Below are 19,581 nucleotides of genomic sequence, written 5' to 3'. Positions count from 1 at the left end.
TTTTTTCTCTGTTAAAATCCATTGTCATTGTATTGTCGTATTTGTACATGAGTAGCCCATAAACCCTTATAAATGTGCTATTTAAGATGATATGAATTTTAGACTATTTAAAAAGATAGCACTTACAGTAGCTACTGTCTTTGCTGTGCTTGTAATTGTATTAGGTATCCACATCTACGTTGTTACAAGACCACAACCTCCCAATGAGCATACAATTATTATGGCCCGTATTGATATTAAGCAAAGCATTAACCAGGCTGATGCTGATAAAATAACGGCGTGTCTGTACCAACAAAAAGGCGTAAATCATGTACTGGTAAACCCTGAAAGCAGAATTGCCATATTCACTTTTTTCCCTTTACAAAATAGTGGCGATAATATCGTCAACAACTTTAAAGCTAATTCGGGCTACCAGGCAAACAGGTACTTACCCAGCGAAGAAGAGCTTAAAAGCGGTTGCCCCGTTGCAGCCAACTCCCTATCCGGCAAACTGGCCGGGTACCTGAAGAAAGTCTTTTAAACAATAAGTACCAATATGAAGAAGATTACACTCTTTGCCCTGGTTGTAACACTGGGATGCACCGTTATGCTTACACCATCCTGCTCTAAAAGCAATAACGACTCACCCGCAACTCCTACCCTGTACGATTCGTTAGGTGGAACTGTTATGGTTACTGACCCTGCCAACACCAGTACCAAAATGGAAGCAGGCCGCCTGTTGATTCGTAACATTGTAGACAGTAGCATTTTTGTTATTGCAGCAGATAACAAAATCAATGGATTTTTTAAAGTATTACTGGCAGAAGTAACCAATGGCAACACCAGCGGCTTTGCAGCCTTAAGTAAAAACCTTACTGATTTTGTATGTGTAGGCACAGGCGCTAAAAGCATTACCTATGGCGGAAAAAGCATGAAAGCCGCGCACGATCCCGCACAAAACTCCCGTATGAATGGTAAAGCCGCTAACGCGGATATGGACCAGTTTGAAGTGGACCTGGTGGCAGGAGCTAAAAAAGCAGGCGTACCTGCTGATAACCCGGCTTTAGCAAGTGTGGCAAGAATAGTGGAATCACTGAGAAGTGTGGTAGTGCAGCAATAAGGTTATTAATGCCAATGTGGGGTGTATCACGTGGATGATACACCCCACCTTTTTATCAGCCAGGCAGGCCTTCCATCACTTGGAAAAACTCCGGGTAAATTCGTTTATCATTGTTTGAACGAAAAGTCAGAATGGTAACCCCACTGCCTTTAATCACATAAGGCTGAGGAGGCAATTGTCCGGAAGAGATTTGTAACAATTCAACATTCCCCTTTTTATCCGTGCAAGAGAATTCATCTATATGAAATGATAACGTTACCGGGGCCATGTCTTCAAACCGGCTCCCTTTGTAGCAAAGAGAAAACTTCCCAAATTCCAATGGCAGCTCTTTTACTTTCGGTATCACCTTATCAAGTGCCGGAAAAAGCAAAGCATCTATCTCAGCGTAAATTTCCTTTTCGTAATCATTTTTGATATTGAAACCGGTAGATGGCGTTTTAAAGCCTTTTTGAATCACATCAATCTCCTGTATTTTGTCGCCGGAGAAAAAGGTTAACCTGATATACTCAGCAGCTCCGGAAAAAGAAATCATCATATCCCCATCCGGATAAATCTGCTCAATACGGGCGGCCAGCCTGTCGATGTATTGCGTGTCAGTAATAGTAATAGATTTCACCACAGCATGATCAGCCAGAGATTTGTCTTTGGTAATGACCAGCGAGGTAAAGTCTTTTTGGGTAAACCAGGAACGATTCATAATAGTAGCAATATGGGTTTGGGTTACGAATGGAGAACCAAATATCAATGATTATTTCTGTTTTTCAATCAACACGATAGCTGTAGTACTTTTACATCCAGGTTAACGGAATGCAATGACAAAAGAACTCATCAACAGCTTACAACAATTTGGCACAACCATCCCCCAGGCCGATGCCGGTTTAATTGCATCCGCCTTCACACTACGCACCTACCAGGAAGGCGAAACCCTTTTTCGCGGTGGCACAGTTTGCAAAGAAATGTTCTTTATTTATGAAGGCGTAGTACGCATTGCATCTATTAACGAAACAGGCAACGAAGTCAATTTTTTCTTCGTCAGAGAGCAGGCACTGTGCACCATACTCGACAGCTTTCAGCAACAAACCGTAACCGACAGCCATATTATCGCAGCCTGCCCCGTGCGCGTAGGTGTTGTTTCCAAAACACAGCTGGATAATTTATATCACCAACTCCCTTACCTGCAACCACTCATCACCCACATATCACAACAACTGCTCATTCACAAAATAAACCTGAGAAACAGCTACCTCAGCATGCAGGATTCCGCCAGCCGCTACAAACTTTTCCTGGAACTACAGGCAGACATAGCCTTACGGGTTTCTTTAAACAATATAGCATCTTACCTGGGCATTACTCCGCAATCCCTCAGCCGCATACACAGAAACCTGCGATAACCATGTTTTTACCATTTGTTAAGTCCTTTGCCAACATAGGAGGGCAGTTTTGTGTAGCAAAACACAAGATTATGGAAACAACAAGCAACACATTAGCAGGAAAGCAGGTAGTAGTATTAGGTGGCAGCGCAGGAATCGGGTTGGCAGTAGCACAATTAGCTGCGTTATTACACGCACAGGTAACCATTGTTTCCAGCAACCAGCAACGCCTTAACCAGTCATTGGCATCATTACCACAAGGCACAAAAGCAGTAGCCGTTGACCTTTCCGATGAAGCCGCCATTAAAGCATTCTTTGATTCCCTCTCCACCATTGACCACCTGGTATATACAGCCGGAGAGAACCTGCAATTAGGACCTGTAGCAGACATGGATATCACAGCAGCGAAACAATTCCTGAACATCCGCTATTGGGGCGCTATGACCGCCATCAAATACGCCACCCCCAAAATAAACCCGTCCGGCTCTATCGTTCTTACCAGTGGCGTAGCCAGCATCCGGCCAGGAAAAGGTTGGAGCTTAGGAACCAGCATTTGCAGTGCCATGGAAGCACTTACCAAAGTATTGGCTTTGGAAATGGCCCCCATACGGGTAAACATTGTAGCGCCCGGCATGGTAATGACCCAGCTTTGGGATAACATACCAGAAGCAAACCGGAATGCAATGTATGAGGAAGTGGCAAAAAGTTTACCAGCAGGCTATATCACTAAGCCGGAAGAAATAGCCCCTAGCTATATTCATTTAATGACACAGCCTTATATAACAGGGCAACGCATTATAATAGACGGAGGATATGCTTTGTTGTAACCCACAAATACTAGCGAAGTTATCCATTGAAGAATCAGTAAATCATAAGCCTTGCGATAAAACACAAGGCTTATGATTCCTTATTAATCTAAATGCCCCAGCCATTTGAAAGGCGAATAAGTATCGCCAATACAGGCCTGCACAATTAATGAAGATACTTTTTCAAAGTTCTCACTATTACTCAGCAACACCACTGCAATACCTTTTTCCGGAAAAGCCACAGCATAGTTCTGATTAGCATCCCCATGCCCGGTATGAAAAAAGCCTTTACCATAAGGCGATCGAAACAACCCTATACCCAATCCCCACGACAATTTAATAGCATCGTTTTCATGAGTAACACTATCTCTCAAAGCACCAAAGCCACGTTTACTGGTTACCGCAATTTGTGGCGATAACATTTGCAGCATAGAAGTTTTTTGCAGCCCCTTTCTCTTCATAAGGTTAATGATAAAACGTGCGTAATCATCTGCTGTGGTAGACATAGAACCTGCGGCACGACTACTCTCCCGCCTTTCAGAACCGTATTTCTTGCCATCTTTGAAATAAGCATTGGAGAAATTATTTTCAAAAGACTTTTCCCAAATCATACTGGTATGCGGCATATCCAACGGGTCAAATACCTCTTCACGGGCTATCGCTTCCAGCCTTTTACCAGTATACTCTTCTATCATAAAACCCAGCAAATTTATCCCCTCGTTCGAGTAATAGAACTTTTCACCAGGCCTGGAAATCAGGTTTACTTTATTACCATACAATTGACGCAGCACAGGTAAACCCGAACTATGACTTAATAACATTCTGGGCGTAATGCGGTTAAAGGCTACTGTATCATCCGCCAGATCCTTCCATTTAGGATATTGATCAATAGGCTTCTTTAAATAAAAATGCACTGGTTTATCCAGGTTAAATATCCCCTTATCAACAAGCCGCAAAAAGATATAAGCACTTACAGGCTTGGTAAGAGACGCCGCATACATAATAGTGCTGTCATTTAGGAGCTTTTGATTTTCAATGTCTTTATAACCAAAGCTTGAAGTCCACACGGTTTTGCTGCTGTTAATAATGGCAACCTGCAGGCCAGCCAACTTTGTGCTATCAACTATTCTTTCCAGTCTTTGATGAAGCGTTTCGGCGCGGATGGATTGGCCATTAAGATGTTGAATTTCAGTTACATTCTGTGCTAATACGGGAAGTAGGTTGAGTGTAAATAAAAGGGTAAGCAATAGTTTCATGGTTAATGGTATTTAATCAAAAAAAGAAGGCAATCACTTGATGCCGATAAAACATAGTTTAATATACATTTTTTTTATATAAAATATTAAGCTAATTGCGCCCGCATTGAAAATGACACTTTCTCTACTTTGAATTATGATTGCTTTAAAAGCCGCCCCAAACATTATAACTAAATAACAACCTCACACATTCATCTCAATTGTATATTATCAGTTGAATTTCCAGAGCTTAATATCCCTGCGTTAGATATTAATTGTTCAAGCACTTTGCGCTTATCATCATAATCATGGCCGGCTTGTATTCGATCAATTCCATTGTAAGCATCAAGAAGCGCTTTAAAACTGATCAATTCTTCTTCTTGAATATTTTCATTGGACTCATCATTCCGGCATTCAAGTAGTTGCTCAAAGTCGGCAATGACTGCCAGATAATATTTTTCTGCTGTTTTATTATCACCTATCGAAATCAATGCGGTAGCAGCCTCAATCATATCAGGTCCTACCAGATGAGGATAGTGTGACATAATTGAGCAGGTTATTTTGCATTTACACTGCAAAACGGTAGCTCTATTATGGGGTTTATTTCGCAATTCAAACAGATAACCAAGTGCATCAGACCAATTTCTAACTGTAGCTCCATTGAACCAGACGCCACCATTAATGGAATTATGAGGATAACCATTAGATTGTTGAGCAACCTCTTCCGCAAGCTCCTCCAATCGCTGAATAGTTTGTTTCAGCAGCACTTCCAGCTGCTGCTGAAAATGGCCGCTATAATGAATGCTACAGCAGAAACGTATCCACTCGGTAAAGACACTGTCAACACCAACCAGGATCATTTTGGGCACTACCAGGTCAGTATCTGGCACATTAGAAAGCAGTTTAAAAGCAACTTCCCTTACAGAATTAAAATCAGCATGCGGCATTGCACCTCCCCAGAACCTCGACCACGAACGCCGTGCCTTTTCAATAAAAGATTCACCGGAAAGAATGGCTAGTGCATCATTAACCCTGTATTCACTTACAGCTAACCAGAGGTCAAAATTTGTGCTGTTCTTTAAAACACGTTCCAGATGCTCATTCATGTTCCCAATCTATACATATTTGAATCAGTGTTAGCATCTAATAGGAGAGAAGCCTATTCGTTTCGCTGAAAATCGCAGGTAGTATTAGATTAAAATTGTTGTTGTGTTTACACAAGCTCCATTAAAGCGACTTTTTAATTGATATATGTCTATCAATAAAAAAGCCGCTGAAATTCAGCGGCTTAAATCAGTGGAGCTCAGAATTATTCAATGCAATTCGAGGCCTTTGTTCTATTGATTTGCAAAGAATTATCCCCATCGTATTTTAATAATATCAAATACCCCATTTTATTGCCCGAAATGAAAGAAAGGCCGCTTTTCCGCCAAAATGATAGGTAGGCAATGTCTGGCAAGGCAGGTGATAGATTCGGTATCTTCCGTTCGCAAAACAGCCACGGTAAGAGTACCGGGATATCTGGAAAATAGCAGGCTTCAGCACCGGAACAACGCCTTACGATAGAGATAAATGGAGATAAGGCAAAATGGTCTGAACGAAATTCAGCTGGGGCTATGCTGACAAAAGAGGTACCAATACGCGCTTTGGGAGATGGCAATTTCAAGATAGAAAGATCCAATGACGAGGAAGCGCTTACTTTCCTGGGCTTTCAGGCCAGCCTGAGAAGTAAAATTCTGGCCAGAGCACCACAGGCCTCCTTTATCACTTTTAGAATAGAGGCTTCTGGGTTAAAAAGGTGGATGGAATGGTTTGATAGCCGTCAAAGATGCGAATGCTCATTTGAAAGAACTCATTCAGCCCGGCGTGTGCCCCGCTAAAGTGTTTTCCTTTGCACAAATCCCCTAAAACCATTAATCCACTTATGCATATAAAACAATAAGGCTGACTCACTTCCTGAAGGACTGCATCTGATGTTATTAGAAGAAGCTAAATAATAGACGATAAAAGTTAAAGCCTTTTTGCGATATGCAGTAAGATAAGGATATACTACTTCCATAAGGTTATTCAGACGGTCTTTTTGGGATACACTAAGGCTGTTACCACACATAGATAACAGCCTTAGTGTATCCGCAAATACTATTCTTTTTTTGGATTTTTAGGAAACAACGATCTGTTGATGGTAACTGTCTCATCATGCGACGGCTGATTGGCACTTTCCATGAATATTTTGATCACAGAATCCCTGATCTGAGGAGCAACATCCCTTTTACCATCGTTGAGCGCCAGTTGGAGCTCCGTTACATTTAACTCCGTACAATAAGCGGGCGTTCCAGGCTGGTGCCTCCATGAATTTTCCAGATTTCCCGCGTCAACAACATCGAAGCCCACTTCATTTACAAGTCCGGATATGATTCCTTTGGCTTTGGCATCATCGCCAGATATTGCCATTGCTATTCGCCCTGGTGCGCCATTCGGTTTCCCCCTGGATACAAGTGTTTCTGCCAGTAACATATTAAAGGCTTTAATGACAGGGCGACCTATTTGTTCAGACACCCAGACGCTCTCCGCTTTACCTTTTTTTATATCCTCAATATCGGAATCACGAAACGGATAATAATTAGACGTATCGACTACAATGGTGTCCTGTGGTACCTTGTCCAATAAAGTTTTAGGTAGGGTTGGAATTGCTATGGTCGGCACGGACAGTATAATAACCTCTACATCTTTAACAAGGTCCTCTAAGGTCTTCGGCAAAGCCCCTAGTTCTTTACTGCGGTTTTGTAATTTTTCAAAATCATCTGAATTGCTTACAGAAACCTGATGCCCTGCTGCCACCATTTTTCTTGCAATTGTACCTCCAATGGCACCTGTACCAATTATTCCAATTTTCATTTTCTTATTCTTTTAAGAGTGTTACATTATTACCATTACACTAAACACATTGTGCTATTCTGCCCCGGCAGAATGTAGCTGTCCACCCGTTTAATGTCTACAGCATGATACATATAATCATACGGATATTTACCTGACACGTTATCAATTTACACTTCACCAGGTTTCTTCTTTTGACTGATCGACAGTTCTTGCCTTGTTCTACTGATTGCTTTGCCTACGGGCCGGCCAAACTACTTATACCCTGAAATATTAAATTGATTAGCCAGAATCTTGCTGATCAAACCGGCACCAACTATTCCAATTTTTAGTTGTCGCTTCGTGATATCCTCAATTAAATTCAATTATTTGGCTGTCATACCGCCATCCACCTTATATTCTGAGGCAGTGATGTACGACGCTTCATCAGAGGCGAGAAACAGTACGAGATAAGAAATCTCCATTGGTTCTGCAAATCGCTTCATCGGTGTTGGTTCGAGCATTTTGGGGTCATCAAACACACTCATGTCCGCTACAATATTTGTTTTCACACCGCCGGGATGTACAGAATTGACCCGGATGTTCCTGGTTGCGTATTCCAGGGCTGCCATTTTTGTAAGGCCCGTCACCGCGAACTTGCTGCTAACATAAGCGGCATTCGGAGAACCTGGAGCTACTTGCAACCCGGATACCGAAGAGATATTGACGATTGAACCAATACCAGCCTTCAGCATTGATGGTATCACCGTCTTCATTCCCAGGAAAGTTCCATCTGCATTGATGGTCATTACTTTTTTAAACTCCAGGTAGTCAAGTTCAGCAACGTTGGCGAAAGCCCCTGTGATGCCGGCGTTGTTAACAAGTACTGTTACCGGGCCAAATTTATCTTCTGCAGCCCGGAGTACTTTTTCCCAATCTTCCGGGCTGGTGACATCATGCTTAAGGTATATCACATTTTCGCCCAGCTCGTCAGCCAGTAATTTGCCTTCCTTTTCCAGCACATCAGTTAATATGACTTTAGCTCCTTCCCGTGCAAATAAACGAGCATGTGCTGCACCCATGCCCCTTGCGGCGCCAGTAATGATGGCAACCTTTCCTTCTAATCTTTTCATGATAGACTGGTTTGGTATAAAAACGATTTATCCTTTGAGCGCTTTCAATAAGACTATGCAACCCAGGGTACGCTAAGCACCACTAAGATGACTTGCGAATTCGCCTTGTTTAAAATAATTATTGCAAAGTTAGCCAGTTTCACTTTCCTTTGTATAGTACTTTCCCAAAGGAAAGTGGAATTTTAGACTGAATATTATGGCTCAGAAAAAAACACACTGCGATTGCCTGAATACCATAAAGCCGGTAAGGGATGCGCTTGACGTCATTAGTGGCAAATGGAAACTACCCATTATCATCTCTGTTGGTGTTGGTAATGAACGCTTTACGGATATCCAGGAAAGCATTCCAGGAATAACCCCTAAAGTCCTGGCTAAAGAACTCAAGGAACTTGAACAGCATAAACTTTTAAAACGAACAGTTTTGGACGATTACCCCATTAAGATCTTGTATACGCTGGAAGCTTACGCTGATACTTTAACGCCCATAATTTATTCTTTGAAGGATTGGGGTTTAAATCATCGAATCGTTGTTTCTCAGCGTTAGTATTCTTAAGCCGCCCCTGTCATATCCGTTCGGAGGGTGCTGAACCTGCTTCAAATGGCAAGTGCCCTGTACTATCTCACGCAAATACCGTCGGAGAAGTACAAATGTCCGTCAGTTTGTTCCTTAGCTCCGTTTCTCCCAAAATTTCAACTCGCTGCGCCTGATTAGCATAACAACGCCATTGTATTGATCTACAGTGATTTATTATAAGTTACGTAGACGATTGCTTCCAGATGTTCTCTCCTCTTACTCATACTTTCATCAATATTATCGCTTTCCTTTGAGAAAGCACTATACTTTAGAAAGCGATAAATTCTAATTTTGCATCCACGCCGGCCAACTTCTGGCGACTACAACCAGGAGCTCCTGTCTATTGTACCGATCTTACCAGAGATTTAGCTATAATGAATGTGCAAGAGCGTCCGGGAAATATTTCTCCCGGCATTCCGGAGTGCGATTGTCATCAACCGGCACTATATCAATATATCAAGAAAGGAATTATGGCATTGTCATTAGAATATACTAACCAAATATCAGACAGCGGAAGACAAATGCTGATCGGCCTTCACTTAGGGAACGGGTATGGTTCCCAGCCGGGAGCATGGCGAATGCCGGGAGTGGACCCTAAAAGTTATGTAAGCTTTGACTCAAGGGTCAAGCAGGCACAGGCAGCAGAGCGCGGAAAGTTCCAGTTCCTATTTTTGCCCGATGGCCCGGGGGCCATTATGGCCGATATTGCGACAGAATCGCCGAACTTCAACCTCGACGTGATGATGACCCTGGCAGCAGTAGCGCGGGAAACAGCGTATATAGGATTGGTAGCCACGGGCTCGACCACCTTTAACGAACCCTTCAACCTAGCCAGGCAATTCAAAGCGCTGGATATTATGAGCCATGGAAGAGCCGGCTGGAATGCGGTCACATCAAGCGGTGACGATGTTGCGGCCAATTATGGAGTAAGAATACCCTCCAGCCAAGACCGTTACGGCCGCGCACATGAGACAATTGAGTTGGTCCAGGCGCTTTGGGGCAGTTGGGGCAAAGATGCCTGGATACATGATCAGCAGACAGGTCTTTTCGCTCGCAAAGATCAGATCATTCCCATCAATTTACAGGGCAAATTTGTCGGATCAAGGGGGCCGCTTTATATACCGCCATCAGAACAGGGCCAGCCGATTATCTTTCATGCCGGCGGCAGCCCGAATGCACATGAACTGGCCGGGCGATTCGCCAACGCGGTGATCGGTTCGTCATTTACCATTGACGATGCGCGTGCGCAACGTAATGCGTTCAGGGAGGCGGCAAAACGTTATGGACGTAATCCCGACGAGATCAAATATATCCCGGGCTTGATGACCACGATCGCTAAGGACAGGCGAACAGCACTTAACCGCCGGATCCAACTGACGGAACATTTATTCCCTCAGCGGATTGCGTATCTTCAGCAAATGCTGGGAATTTCGCTTGGCGATAAACACATCGATGAACCACTCTCAAAAACGGACCTCAGTGTTGCCCGCCCATCCAGGTATGATCCACGTTCATCATATGCCCTGAAAATCGCAAAAGAAGGCTGGAGCCTGCGTGATATTCTTGCCCATGGGGTTATCGATTATCATCCTGTGATAGTGGGGCCAGGTGTTGAAGCAGCAAACCATATGCAGACATGGTTTGAAGCGGAGGCAGCCGATGGATTTTGGATCTCGCCTGACGTCTACGCAGATGGTATTGATGCTTTTGTTGATGAAGTAGTTCCGGTCCTGCAGGAACGTGGGCTTTTTCATCGGGACTATGCCGGAAAGACCCTTAGGAACCACCTTGGTGTTCCCGATCAATATGGAATAGATCCGCGTGTTTCAAACGGACAGAATACCCGGCACAATCTTACCTGGCACAGCTGACCAATGTGGTCTGACCATAGGGAAGCGTAAAAACGTTTCATTATTGCCTACTTTTGTATCACAATAGCTGTTACTAGCTAGCCGAAATTTGTCCTTATTAAATTAAAATAAATAATGGCAAAAACAATTTTTATAACAGGGGCATCCCGTGGATTCGGCAGAATTTGGGCAGAAGCATTTTTAAAACGCGGTGATAATGTAGTTGCCACAGTTCGAAACCCTGACGCATTGACTGAACTCGCAAAAGAGTTTGCATCGAATCTATTGGTACTTAAGCTGGATGTAACTGATAAAAAAGCGAGTTTTGAAGCAGTGAAAGCTGCAAAAGCACATTTTGGTCGTATCGACGTACTCGTCAATAATGCAGGTTTTGGACATGTAGGAGCCATAGAGGAGTTAAGCGAACAGGATGTACGTGCACAGTTAGAAACGAATGTGCTGGGATCATTATGGACCATTCAGGCAGTTTTACCCATCATGCGTGCGCAAAAATCAGGGCATATCATTCAACTTTCGAGCGCTTTGGGTTTAAATACCGTGTCACTGATGGGATTGTACAGTGCATCGAAGTTCGCAGTGGAAGGTCTTGCTGAAACACTGGCTGGCGAAGTAAGTGGTTTTGGTATTAAAGTAACCCTATTGGAACCAGGTGGATTTTCCACAGACTTCTTCGGAACAACTTCTCTTGCCTTAAGTGAATCAATTCCTGCCTATGATGAAGTACGAAAATCTTTTTACGAGCTAGCAGAAACACAAGACTCCGGCAACCCCGCAGCAACTGCCAATGCGTTACTTATGCTGGTGGATTCGGATAATCCGCCATTAAGATTGCTATTGGGCAAAACCACTTACCCATGGGTGAAATATACTTACGAAGAACGCCTGAAAACATGGGAATCATGGCAGGATGTCTCTGTGGCAGCACATGGTTAAATAAATTGGCATGAGTGGGATACCGCTTTTCAAGGTTCCGTTTATATTGAGTACAAAATGAAACATTTTAGAAAAATCAGCGATCTGCATGAAGCACTCGGTGTCAAGCCGCCTGAACATCCCCTTTTCAGCGTTGCTTATGGTGAAAGGGATACTTGCACAAGCATCAGCGAACTTGATTTTATTTCAGATTTTTATATCATTGGATTCAAAAAGCTGAAATCGGGGCAAATGCTGTACGGCAAAACCAAGTATGACCATGACCTCGGCTCGATGTCATTTATCAAACCACAGCAGAAGGTGTCTTTCCGAAATATGGAATTGGAGGAAAAGGGGTTTATGATCATCATTCATGAAGACTATTTACCTGGAACTTCCCTCTATAAAGAAATTAAGAAATACGGCTTTTTTGACTATGAGGTGAATGAGGCGCTACATCTTTCACCGGCGGAAGAAAATATTATCTGGAACCTGTATTTCAGCATAGAAAAGGAATATAACAACAATACGGATGAACATAGCAAATCGATCATCATCAGTCATATTGATTCTTTGCTCAAATATGCACAGCGGTTTTATAAAAGACAGTTTATTCACCGGACAGCGATAACCGGAGCGACGGTAACCAGGTTCAATGCACTACTAACTGCCAATTTTGAAGAAAGAAAATTGAACAATACCGGGTTGCCTACCGTAGCCTCGCTGGCAGAAAAAATGCATTTATCCAGCCGTTATTTAACTGATCTCCTTAAAGAGGAAACTGGAAAAACAGCGTTAGAACTTATTCACCTTTTTTTGATCGGTGAGGCAAAAAATATGCTGACAGGGAGCGATATGAACATATCGGAAATTTCGTCATCGCTTGGCTTTGAGAATCCCACTTATTTTTCACGTCTGTTTAAAAAAGAGGTGGGAAGCTCTCCCAATAAATTCAGGGACCGTTTAATGAATTAGGCCGGGTAAATCTTGTAAAGGATCAGGCCGGCTGTCAGCATGTTTTAGTACACCTACCTAATTTTGGTGCTATAGAGGCCTGCAACACGCTTGGAAAGCATAATATCATAAAAAAGGGGTTCGATAGATGCCATCTTTATTATAAAGATGGCATCTATCGAACCCCTACATTACTGAAACCGCTAAGGCATAATCTATTGAAAATGAAACAAAAAGGACTATTAGAAATGGATATAAATGAAAAAGGGGACCATACGGTCCCCTCAGGTGGTGGAGCAGAGGGGAGTCGAACCCCTGTCCAAACGTCATTACCATAAGCTTTCTACATGCTTATTTCATTATTAATTGTCGGCATAAAGCAGGAAATGAACAAACCAACCTTACGCTTAGCTGTATAGTCTTTTGCAGTAGTCACAGCCTTCCACTACAGCATTCTGTATTTGTTTTGAGTCGGCGGCGGAGCTTGGTAACAGACCAACCTGCTCTAGCGGCCCTAATGACTATCTAATCACTGATTAGGCAGCCATGGCATACGAAGTATTGCCATTTGAAATTTGAATATTCAGATTAAAGTGCTAATTATCCAACGCACTGCATGCTTACACCTACCGCAACATACGCTGTCAAAACCAGTACAGCCCCATTTTGTTGTAGATCGTAAAAGATCAAAGAACTTGGTAAATCCGACTGCAAATATAGGAAAAACAGGCACATGCTAACTAGTATTTTAGTGCTTTAACAGTGCCCCATGGCTAACTATGCGTAAAAAAGCCTGATTAACAGAAAAAATCACTCAATACGCCTAAACAACGGATCACTCCCGGCATACTCAAAAGTATACAGCAGATTCTCAAATGGTGGCTGTATGCTATACACATGATATACAGCCACTATTGTGCTATACACCCAATCAATTTTACCGGTATAATAATTACGAAAAGCATTGGTGTAAACACTTACGGCTATGTTATCCATATACCGCATCTTAAAAGTGGCTTTGTCCAGCGTATCCGCGTAAGTATAAAAATACAGGTGCAAGTACCCTCCAATAGTGTCAGCAATACATAAGTAAGGCGATACCCGCCATAAATTACCCCGTAGTTCTAAATATTGCGACTTGCTTAATACACCCCGGCGTTCTTCATTTTCATATGTAGGTTTCACATCCTTATAGCACGAATAAAAAGCTATCAGGATAAACAGCAAACAATATCTCATGTCTGTTTTTCTTATTCATTAGCATTATCCTTTGCGAACAAATTACTCCGCCATTTCCTCCATGGCTTCAGCTACCGTTTTGTCCACAAAAGCCTGCAAAATATCGGCAAGGCTCACGCTATGCAGGTCTGACAGTATACCAACCTCTTTGGTCATTGTTATTTCAATAGTGCATTCCATATTATTGCAGTTTTGAGTACCAGTTATCAATAAGTGCATCATATTTAACTTTGCGCTCTTCAGGTAACATATCGGCCCGCATAAGCGCTATTACATCCTTAATCCCGTCTATATGGGCAAGACGATTGGTAGTAACGGCCTTTGCATTTTTAACCGGGTGATTGTGCGCAAAAAGCAAAGAACATCGAGTGATTAAACACTCCTCTTCTTCATGCTTTTCCCCTTTAGTTAAAATGGTGTAGATATTAATGTGATCGATGTAGCGTTGTAACAGCTCAGTTTCGGTAATATCACTGTTACGACAAATAGTTGTAAAAACTGGCGGAATGGAAAGATGGACTTTTGTTGTTTTCATAATAGGCAATAGTTAAAATCAGATATGAGAACAACGCAAAAAAAAGCGTGGACTCTTACCCGCACCGACTAGAAGCCCCTTGGAAAGGCATAGGACGGGCGAGAAGAGCCCACGTTGAACGTGAGCCTTCCTCTTCCGATCTCTTCCTTTTTTAACGTTCCAAGGTTTCTCTAGTAGAGATTAAAGAAGCAGCTATAATATTTTAATTCATTTCAAAAATAGGGAAATATCCAACCCGTTGGTATTAATACCAACATCTTTTTTATTTTTTTCTATGACTTTGCCGACATGAACCAAAAGGCAGGTCAGATATTATTAACATTTGCAACGAATTTAAAAAAGCTACGAGAAAAAAAAGGCTATAGCCAAAGAGGATTAGCTTCACATTGTAATATTGATAATGCAGACATTTCCAGGATGGAAAATGGTCTATCTAATGTAACCTTGTTAACCTTGGAACAGCTAGCCGAAGCATTGGAGTGTGATGTAAAAGATTTTTTCGAATAATCCCAATCACCACCTCTCGCTCCGCATCCGCATCTCCTTCTGCGTCATACCAAACCTATCTTTAAACTCCTTACTGGCCCTATCCACATGAAAGCCTGCTTCTGCTGCACATGCTTTAAAACACTTGTCCTTATCCATCACAAGCTCACGCAAAAACAATAGTTTTTGTTCTTTAATGTAAGCACCTATTGTTTGCCCGGTAAGCAGTTTAAAAGAATGCTTTACAGAATAATCACTGGTATTAAATCGCCGGGCAATATCGTCTATACTTAAATCAGGACGTTGGGCTTTATCTATAAATAGCTTTATCTCCATAGCTAAAGCCATATGCTTGCTATCCAGGCTAAGATGTTGCATACTCTTGCATATGGCTGCACTATAATTATGTAATAGCACCTGCGTGTTATCGCTTACAATAGAAGCCGAACCGGCTTTTACTATTTCATACAATAACTCCCGCATATCAGCATCCACGGCAACAAAAGGCTGCTGCCATGTTTGTGATATGCCGTTACGCACATGTTCTAAAAAATAATGCATCTGCGGCAATTGAGCGCACAACTGCTCTATATGAAAGGGCTGTAAACTAATGCACATGAACGCATGATCTCCTTGTTCGTAACGGGCAAAATGCTCCATTTTAGGAGGTAGGTAACTAAGCACACATTGATCGGCTTCAATTTCGCCAGCCCCCAGCCCTTCTAAGGTAAACGCACTCTTGCCACTAACTACAAACCATAAAGCTACCAGTGGCTCCACAGGTGTTTTAAAATATACCTGTTGAACAGTGATTGTTTTTAATTCATAAAATAAAACGGCTTGGTTATTATATTCAGCCCCCTGAACATATAGGCTTCCGGCATCCCATTCCAGGTATTCTGAATGGCTTACCAAAGCTGGGTTCCAGGCAGCAGTGCGGGTGGCGGGCAATCGCCGTAGCGATCTTACTAAATGCCCGGGTAGGGATTTTATAAAAGGTTGCAGCATAGGGCAGCAGTTTCTCTTAATAAAATAAACGAAATAATAAATAATAAACAACGTGTACCGGCACTGTTTATGCCCAACAGATTGTTAATTATTCACAAAACCATCCCAAACGCCCAACATATAATATTTTTTCTATCTAAGTATAAGTTCCTCCTTTTTTGCAAACATTCCTTTTTGCAAATCACCTGTTCCTGTATGAAATTCAGTATACAATTTAAATGGTGCTTATGAAGACTGATAAACAGCCCTTACATGACACCAATATCCTATTGAAGCATATTATAGTAAACACCAACCACCTGTTAACCGAACAGCAAAAATTGGTGAAAATAGCCGAGCAGCTAATGTATGCCCAGCAAGCCAATGCCAAACAGCCCTTTACCCACGACAAAGGAAAAGGCAAAGTAAGTAAGCCCCCACCGGCATTTGTGCGCTCGTCCGATGTAGCAAAACTGCTCGATTACCATCCACGTTCAGGAGATAGAATTTTACGGGAGGTACGTATCAAAGCAGGCTTGCCACCTAAAAGCCCCGTGTCGGTAGAGGTATTTGCAAGGCAATACAATATTCCGGTACAGGAAATACTGCGTATTATCACTCCCTGATGAGTGTAAAATCAGGGCCTGTTATTCACGAATCAGGCCCGTCTAATACCGGCTTAGTATTCAACTGATACTTTCCTGTAGCAGAGTTAAAATGTGCATGTAAAATGCTCCCCATCCGTCCGGCGCTATTCCATATCTGTAGGTCTTTGTTGTCGTCTGATATCTCCACATTGTTGTAGATAATAGTGATTACATTACCAGTAGTCGTTTCTACTTTCGAAAAGTCAATCACCTGCACAATGGCATTCGTCTTCTTATTTAATATTTTCAATTGATCCATTTGTACCCTGTCTTCACTGGCAGCTTTGCTATATACGCCAACCATATAATTATCCTTGAAGTTGGCCGATTGCAATATCTCAACACTAGCAGCCGTGCTTTCATTGAGCGTATCAGTCAGCTCACCGGTTTTATTTAGTTGCAGCGGCAATAGCTTCATATCTTTCAACAACACCCAGCTTCCGGTAACAGCAGGGCCCGACAATACAAAATCAAAAACAGCATTGGGCTGATTATTGACAATTTCCTTTAAAACCACATGATTTCCCCTGTTTAAAGTGCCTGTTAATGCAATGGGCTCGTTGTATTTATCATACTTATATAAGCCCTCAATCTTCACTACAGAATCATTACCCTCGCGGTGTATCCCCATTATTTGCAGATATAAGTGAATGGGATGCTTGCCAATAGTTCCCTCAAAATTATAGCACACATACCAACCCGCATGCGCAGTTATAAAAGATACGAAATAGAGTAAGGGTGTTAATAACAGTTTTTTCATAATAGTGAAATTAATAATTCCAACCTTACCACTCCAATATATCACTCCGGTTAAACAAACAGGCACCAAAACAGCTATCAACAACATACCCCTAAAAAAGAAGGCGTTTCCCGCCTGTAAAAGCTGAGAAACGCCTTTCCATCTTTACCGCTTTCGTTGCTTGTACCATTCCACCACACATTTCATCAGCATCGAAACCGTATAACTCACCACAGCTCCAATCGCCGCCAGTATCACCGTTTTGCAAACTTCATGGCTGTTGGCGGTAGCCAGCACCGTTACACACAACCCGCCTGCAAAACCCAGCTGCGCATTAAAGCCACCACCCGGCAAACTATTCATCCTGCTCCCACACAGCTCGCACCTCCCCTTCCGCAGGCGCAGCCAAATCGGCTAATACATCGTTCGATACAGTAGCCTGGCTCACCACTGTCATCATAGCCCCGGCCGCAGCCAGGTAGCCCGATACCTGTCCTACAATACCAGGCAATCCCGTAGGTAACAATGCCAACGCACTGCTCACCGCCGTAAGCGTCAATCCCACTTGCTGCACCTTCTTAAAAAATGCGGGCATCGGCAACGCAAGCCTTTGACGCAAACTCAAAAGTTGTTCTGTTGTGTACATAATAAAACAATTAAGTGTGAAAAAATTAGTTAACCCTCTTTATTTCCAGCGTTACCAGCTCTCCCTTTCCTATAGCTTCTTCTACTATCCCCACCAACCTGCCAAAAGCAGGACGGGAAGGAAATCCGGTACCATATCCCGTTAACTGGTTAACAGGAGCGATACAACCACGTAACTCTTTTAAAGCACTGTTCGCCGGATGAATAAGAATAAAACTTCTGCCAGGCACATGCGGCAAATAAAGATGACGGCCAAATCGTTTGCTATCCCGTAGCGTTACTTCATAACAGCCTTCGGGTATGCACGACAAACCAGGTTCATTATCACGCCAGGGCAACTCTATGGTATAGCATAGCAAATCATCACCAACATACAGCTTACCATTAGTGCCTGTAGGGTAGTACGTTCTTGTTATAATAAGTTCCATATCACTTCGTTTAACAGTTACGCATCTACTTTAACAATAGCAAAGGCATTATAACTGCCATTGCTTAGGTGATACAATGTGCCGTTTACCTGTTGATAAAACATCACACCAAACACCACAAACAAAGGCAGCGTATTATTGGGCGGAATGGGAATAGTCAGCGAGCTGGCCGATGCTTCCGCATCAGAAATAACTCTACCCGCCCCCTCATCAAAGCCATTCTCAAAAGTTCCTGCTGCAAAGTCAATAATAGCAGCACCTCCTATCAGTTTGTAGTGTGTAGCCCCCTGCGGATACCTCAGTTGAATGGTAGGCACAAAATTGCTTACTGAAATAGTCGCGAATCCGTCTGTACGGTTAAAACCCACGCTATAATTAGCAGTAAACGACACGCTGAGCGGAGCAGTTGCATTAAACTCAAAGCCCTGCAACAACACTAAATCACCACTCGCTGCCTTACGCAAGCCACGCGCATTCAACGTATCCGTTTTTACAATCTGCATCAGATCTTTTACCAACCTGCTCGGCAAGCGGTTATCAGCCGATTTATTTACTACATTCTTAAAAGCATTACGAATCACTTTCCCATCCTTCCCCGCTTTACCAAACTCCGCTCCGTTTTCCCTAACCCGCTCAAACCTGGGATCATTCTTTATCCGGTCAGCATCCACACCACCTTTTTCACGTATCATGTGCCCATCCTGGCTTTTGTAAAAAGTAGCGTCACCAATAGTCCCCCTCAGCTTAAATATGTTATTCTGCTTTGCCATAAAACATAAAATTTAAAATGATTGCTAATAAAGCAGGTTACCATTGTCACCACTATGCAGGCGCCTTGCATATCTGTTAACCATGTCTCCCGCCGTTTACAACACAATGCTAAAACACTGCCCAGCCGTGGCAAAAACAGCTGTAGCAGAATGTTCCTTTTGTTGCATTTTGTAGCACATTGTAGCATAGTTACTCCCACCTTGTCAGTACCCTCAGGCATGCCCGCCGTATGGATGATGTATGGATGAAGCATGCCAGACATATCAAACCACGCATTTTACAGTACCACTCATAAGA

At 42.7% G+C, this 19,581-nt stretch carries 25 protein-coding genes and 1 other RNA gene; 11 read left to right on the top strand and 15 right to left on the bottom strand.

What is annotated here, in order from left to right; all coding sequences use genetic code 11:
• Positions 1–91 precede the first annotated feature (91 nt).
• Positions 92–520 (top strand): hypothetical protein, encoded by a 429-nt coding sequence (locus FLA_RS03625; protein WP_144264154.1) that lies wholly within the window; start codon positions 92–94, stop codon positions 518–520.
• Between the two features lie 15 nt (positions 521–535).
• Positions 536–1,099, top strand: coding sequence for a globin family protein (locus FLA_RS03620; RefSeq protein WP_084206486.1), 564 nt, complete (start codon positions 536–538; stop codon positions 1,097–1,099).
• A gap of 55 nt (positions 1,100–1,154) precedes the next feature.
• Here FLA_RS03620 and FLA_RS03615 read toward each other — a convergent pair whose 3' ends face one another.
• Complete coding sequence (locus tag FLA_RS03615; RefSeq protein WP_076381921.1) at positions 1,155–1,796, bottom strand: hypothetical protein; 642 nt, start codon at positions 1,794–1,796, stop codon at positions 1,155–1,157.
• Between the two features lie 115 nt (positions 1,797–1,911).
• Here FLA_RS03615 and FLA_RS03610 point away from each other — a divergent pair, with 115 nt between their 5' ends.
• Both FLA_RS03610 and FLA_RS03605 read left to right on the top strand, forming a co-directional pair.
• Positions 1,912–2,490, top strand: a complete 579-nt coding sequence (locus FLA_RS03610) for a Crp/Fnr family transcriptional regulator (RefSeq protein ID WP_076381922.1) — start codon at positions 1,912–1,914, stop codon at positions 2,488–2,490.
• Between the two features lie 71 nt (positions 2,491–2,561).
• Positions 2,562–3,296 (top strand): SDR family oxidoreductase, encoded by a 735-nt coding sequence (locus FLA_RS03605; RefSeq protein WP_076382079.1) that lies wholly within the window; start codon positions 2,562–2,564, stop codon positions 3,294–3,296.
• A gap of 83 nt (positions 3,297–3,379) precedes the next feature.
• Here the strand turns inward: FLA_RS03605 and FLA_RS03600 are convergent, their stop codons facing one another.
• Both FLA_RS03600 and FLA_RS03595 read right to left on the bottom strand, forming a co-directional pair.
• Positions 3,380–4,531 carry a serine hydrolase domain-containing protein gene (locus tag FLA_RS03600; RefSeq protein ID WP_076381923.1) on the bottom strand — a complete coding sequence of 384 codons (1,152 nt, stop codon included), beginning with the start codon at positions 4,529–4,531 and terminating at the stop codon, positions 3,380–3,382.
• A 191-nt stretch (positions 4,532–4,722) separates the two neighbouring features.
• Entirely contained in the window at positions 4,723–5,616 is an 894-nt protein-coding gene (locus FLA_RS03595) for a hypothetical protein (protein WP_076381924.1), read from the bottom strand.
• 510 nt (positions 5,617–6,126) lie between these two features.
• Here FLA_RS03595 and FLA_RS03590 point away from each other — a divergent pair.
• Positions 6,127–6,390: a hypothetical protein gene (locus FLA_RS03590; protein ID WP_076381925.1), complete on the top strand. Its 264-nt coding sequence runs from the start codon at positions 6,127–6,129 to the stop codon at positions 6,388–6,390.
• 259 nt (positions 6,391–6,649) lie between these two features.
• Here FLA_RS03590 and FLA_RS03580 read toward each other — a convergent pair whose 3' ends face one another.
• Together FLA_RS03580 and FLA_RS03575 are read right to left on the bottom strand one after the other, a co-directional pair.
• Complete coding sequence (locus tag FLA_RS03580; RefSeq protein ID WP_076381927.1) at positions 6,650–7,405, bottom strand: NADPH-dependent F420 reductase; 756 nt, start codon at positions 7,403–7,405, stop codon at positions 6,650–6,652.
• A gap of 344 nt (positions 7,406–7,749) precedes the next feature.
• Positions 7,750–8,496 (bottom strand): glucose 1-dehydrogenase, encoded by a 747-nt coding sequence (locus FLA_RS03575; RefSeq protein ID WP_076381928.1) that lies wholly within the window; start codon positions 8,494–8,496, stop codon positions 7,750–7,752.
• A gap of 196 nt (positions 8,497–8,692) precedes the next feature.
• Here FLA_RS03575 and FLA_RS03570 point away from each other — a divergent pair, with 196 nt between their 5' ends.
• The 4 genes from FLA_RS03570 (at position 8,693) to FLA_RS03555 (ending at position 12,828) form a co-directional block, all read left to right on the top strand.
• Positions 8,693–9,040 (top strand): winged helix-turn-helix transcriptional regulator, encoded by a 348-nt coding sequence (locus FLA_RS03570; protein WP_076381929.1) that lies wholly within the window; start codon positions 8,693–8,695, stop codon positions 9,038–9,040.
• A 404-nt stretch (positions 9,041–9,444) separates the two neighbouring features.
• A complete protein-coding gene (locus FLA_RS03565; RefSeq protein WP_197705854.1) occupies positions 9,445–10,941 on the top strand; it encodes an NtaA/DmoA family FMN-dependent monooxygenase in 1,497 nt (498 codons plus the stop codon).
• A gap of 114 nt (positions 10,942–11,055) precedes the next feature.
• Complete coding sequence (locus tag FLA_RS03560; protein ID WP_076381930.1) at positions 11,056–11,874, top strand: SDR family NAD(P)-dependent oxidoreductase; 819 nt, start codon at positions 11,056–11,058, stop codon at positions 11,872–11,874.
• A 57-nt stretch (positions 11,875–11,931) separates the two neighbouring features.
• Positions 11,932–12,828, top strand: a complete 897-nt coding sequence (locus tag FLA_RS03555) for a helix-turn-helix domain-containing protein (RefSeq protein ID WP_076381931.1) — start codon at positions 11,932–11,934, stop codon at positions 12,826–12,828.
• A gap of 268 nt (positions 12,829–13,096) precedes the next feature.
• Here FLA_RS03555 and ssrA read toward each other — a convergent pair.
• From ssrA to FLA_RS03540, 4 genes are all read right to left on the bottom strand, one after another.
• Positions 13,097–13,470, bottom strand: a transfer-messenger RNA (tmRNA) gene (gene ssrA / locus FLA_RS03550).
• A gap of 147 nt (positions 13,471–13,617) precedes the next feature.
• Complete coding sequence (locus FLA_RS03545) at positions 13,618–14,046, bottom strand: hypothetical protein (RefSeq protein ID WP_076381932.1); 429 nt, start codon at positions 14,044–14,046, stop codon at positions 13,618–13,620.
• 42 nt (positions 14,047–14,088) lie between these two features.
• Positions 14,089–14,226, bottom strand: coding sequence for a hypothetical protein (locus FLA_RS31350; RefSeq protein WP_159445177.1), 138 nt, complete (start codon positions 14,224–14,226; stop codon positions 14,089–14,091).
• A 1-nt stretch (position 14,227) separates the two neighbouring features.
• Complete coding sequence (locus FLA_RS03540) at positions 14,228–14,581, bottom strand: hypothetical protein (protein WP_076381933.1); 354 nt, start codon at positions 14,579–14,581, stop codon at positions 14,228–14,230.
• A 288-nt stretch (positions 14,582–14,869) separates the two neighbouring features.
• On the opposite strand from FLA_RS03540, the gene FLA_RS03535 reads away from it, so the two are divergent.
• Entirely contained in the window at positions 14,870–15,088 is a 219-nt protein-coding gene (locus FLA_RS03535; RefSeq protein ID WP_076381934.1) for a helix-turn-helix domain-containing protein, read from the top strand.
• 6 nt (positions 15,089–15,094) lie between these two features.
• On the opposite strand, the gene FLA_RS03530 is transcribed toward FLA_RS03535, so the two are convergent.
• Positions 15,095–16,075 carry a helix-turn-helix domain-containing protein gene (locus tag FLA_RS03530; protein WP_084206487.1) on the bottom strand — a complete coding sequence of 327 codons (981 nt, stop codon included), beginning with the start codon at positions 16,073–16,075 and terminating at the stop codon, positions 15,095–15,097.
• A gap of 227 nt (positions 16,076–16,302) precedes the next feature.
• Between FLA_RS03530 and FLA_RS03525 the strand changes: the two genes are divergently transcribed.
• On the top strand, positions 16,303–16,680 hold the full coding sequence (locus FLA_RS03525) for a hypothetical protein (RefSeq protein ID WP_144264155.1): 378 nt from the start codon (positions 16,303–16,305) through the stop codon (positions 16,678–16,680).
• Positions 16,681–16,705: 25 nt separating this feature from the next.
• Here the strand turns inward: FLA_RS03525 and FLA_RS03520 are convergent, their stop codons facing one another.
• The 5 genes from FLA_RS03520 to FLA_RS03500 all read right to left on the bottom strand — a co-directional run bounded on the left by FLA_RS03520 (position 16,706) and on the right by FLA_RS03500 (position 19,283).
• Positions 16,706–17,461 (bottom strand): hypothetical protein, encoded by a 756-nt coding sequence (locus FLA_RS03520; RefSeq protein ID WP_144264156.1) that lies wholly within the window; start codon positions 17,459–17,461, stop codon positions 16,706–16,708.
• Between the two features lie 144 nt (positions 17,462–17,605).
• Positions 17,606–17,803: a hypothetical protein gene (locus FLA_RS03515; RefSeq protein WP_076381938.1), complete on the bottom strand. Its 198-nt coding sequence runs from the start codon at positions 17,801–17,803 to the stop codon at positions 17,606–17,608.
• On the bottom strand, positions 17,796–18,086 hold the full coding sequence (locus FLA_RS03510; RefSeq protein WP_144264157.1) for a hypothetical protein: 291 nt from the start codon (positions 18,084–18,086) through the stop codon (positions 17,796–17,798). The genes FLA_RS03515 and FLA_RS03510 overlap by 8 nt, the downstream gene beginning before the upstream one ends.
• Before the next feature lie 25 nt (positions 18,087–18,111).
• Positions 18,112–18,513 (bottom strand): DUF5675 family protein, encoded by a 402-nt coding sequence (locus tag FLA_RS03505; protein WP_076381940.1) that lies wholly within the window; start codon positions 18,511–18,513, stop codon positions 18,112–18,114.
• A 17-nt stretch (positions 18,514–18,530) separates the two neighbouring features.
• Positions 18,531–19,283 (bottom strand): hypothetical protein, encoded by a 753-nt coding sequence (locus FLA_RS03500; RefSeq protein ID WP_076381941.1) that lies wholly within the window; start codon positions 19,281–19,283, stop codon positions 18,531–18,533.
• Positions 19,284–19,581 lie beyond the last annotated feature (298 nt).

The sequence above is a fragment of the Filimonas lacunae genome, assembly GCF_002355595.1.
Taxonomy (GTDB): Bacteria; Bacteroidota; Bacteroidia; order Chitinophagales; family Chitinophagaceae; genus Filimonas; species Filimonas lacunae.
The sequence above is the reverse complement of the archived record's forward strand: the minus strand, read 5'-3'. Positions and strand labels throughout refer to the sequence as shown.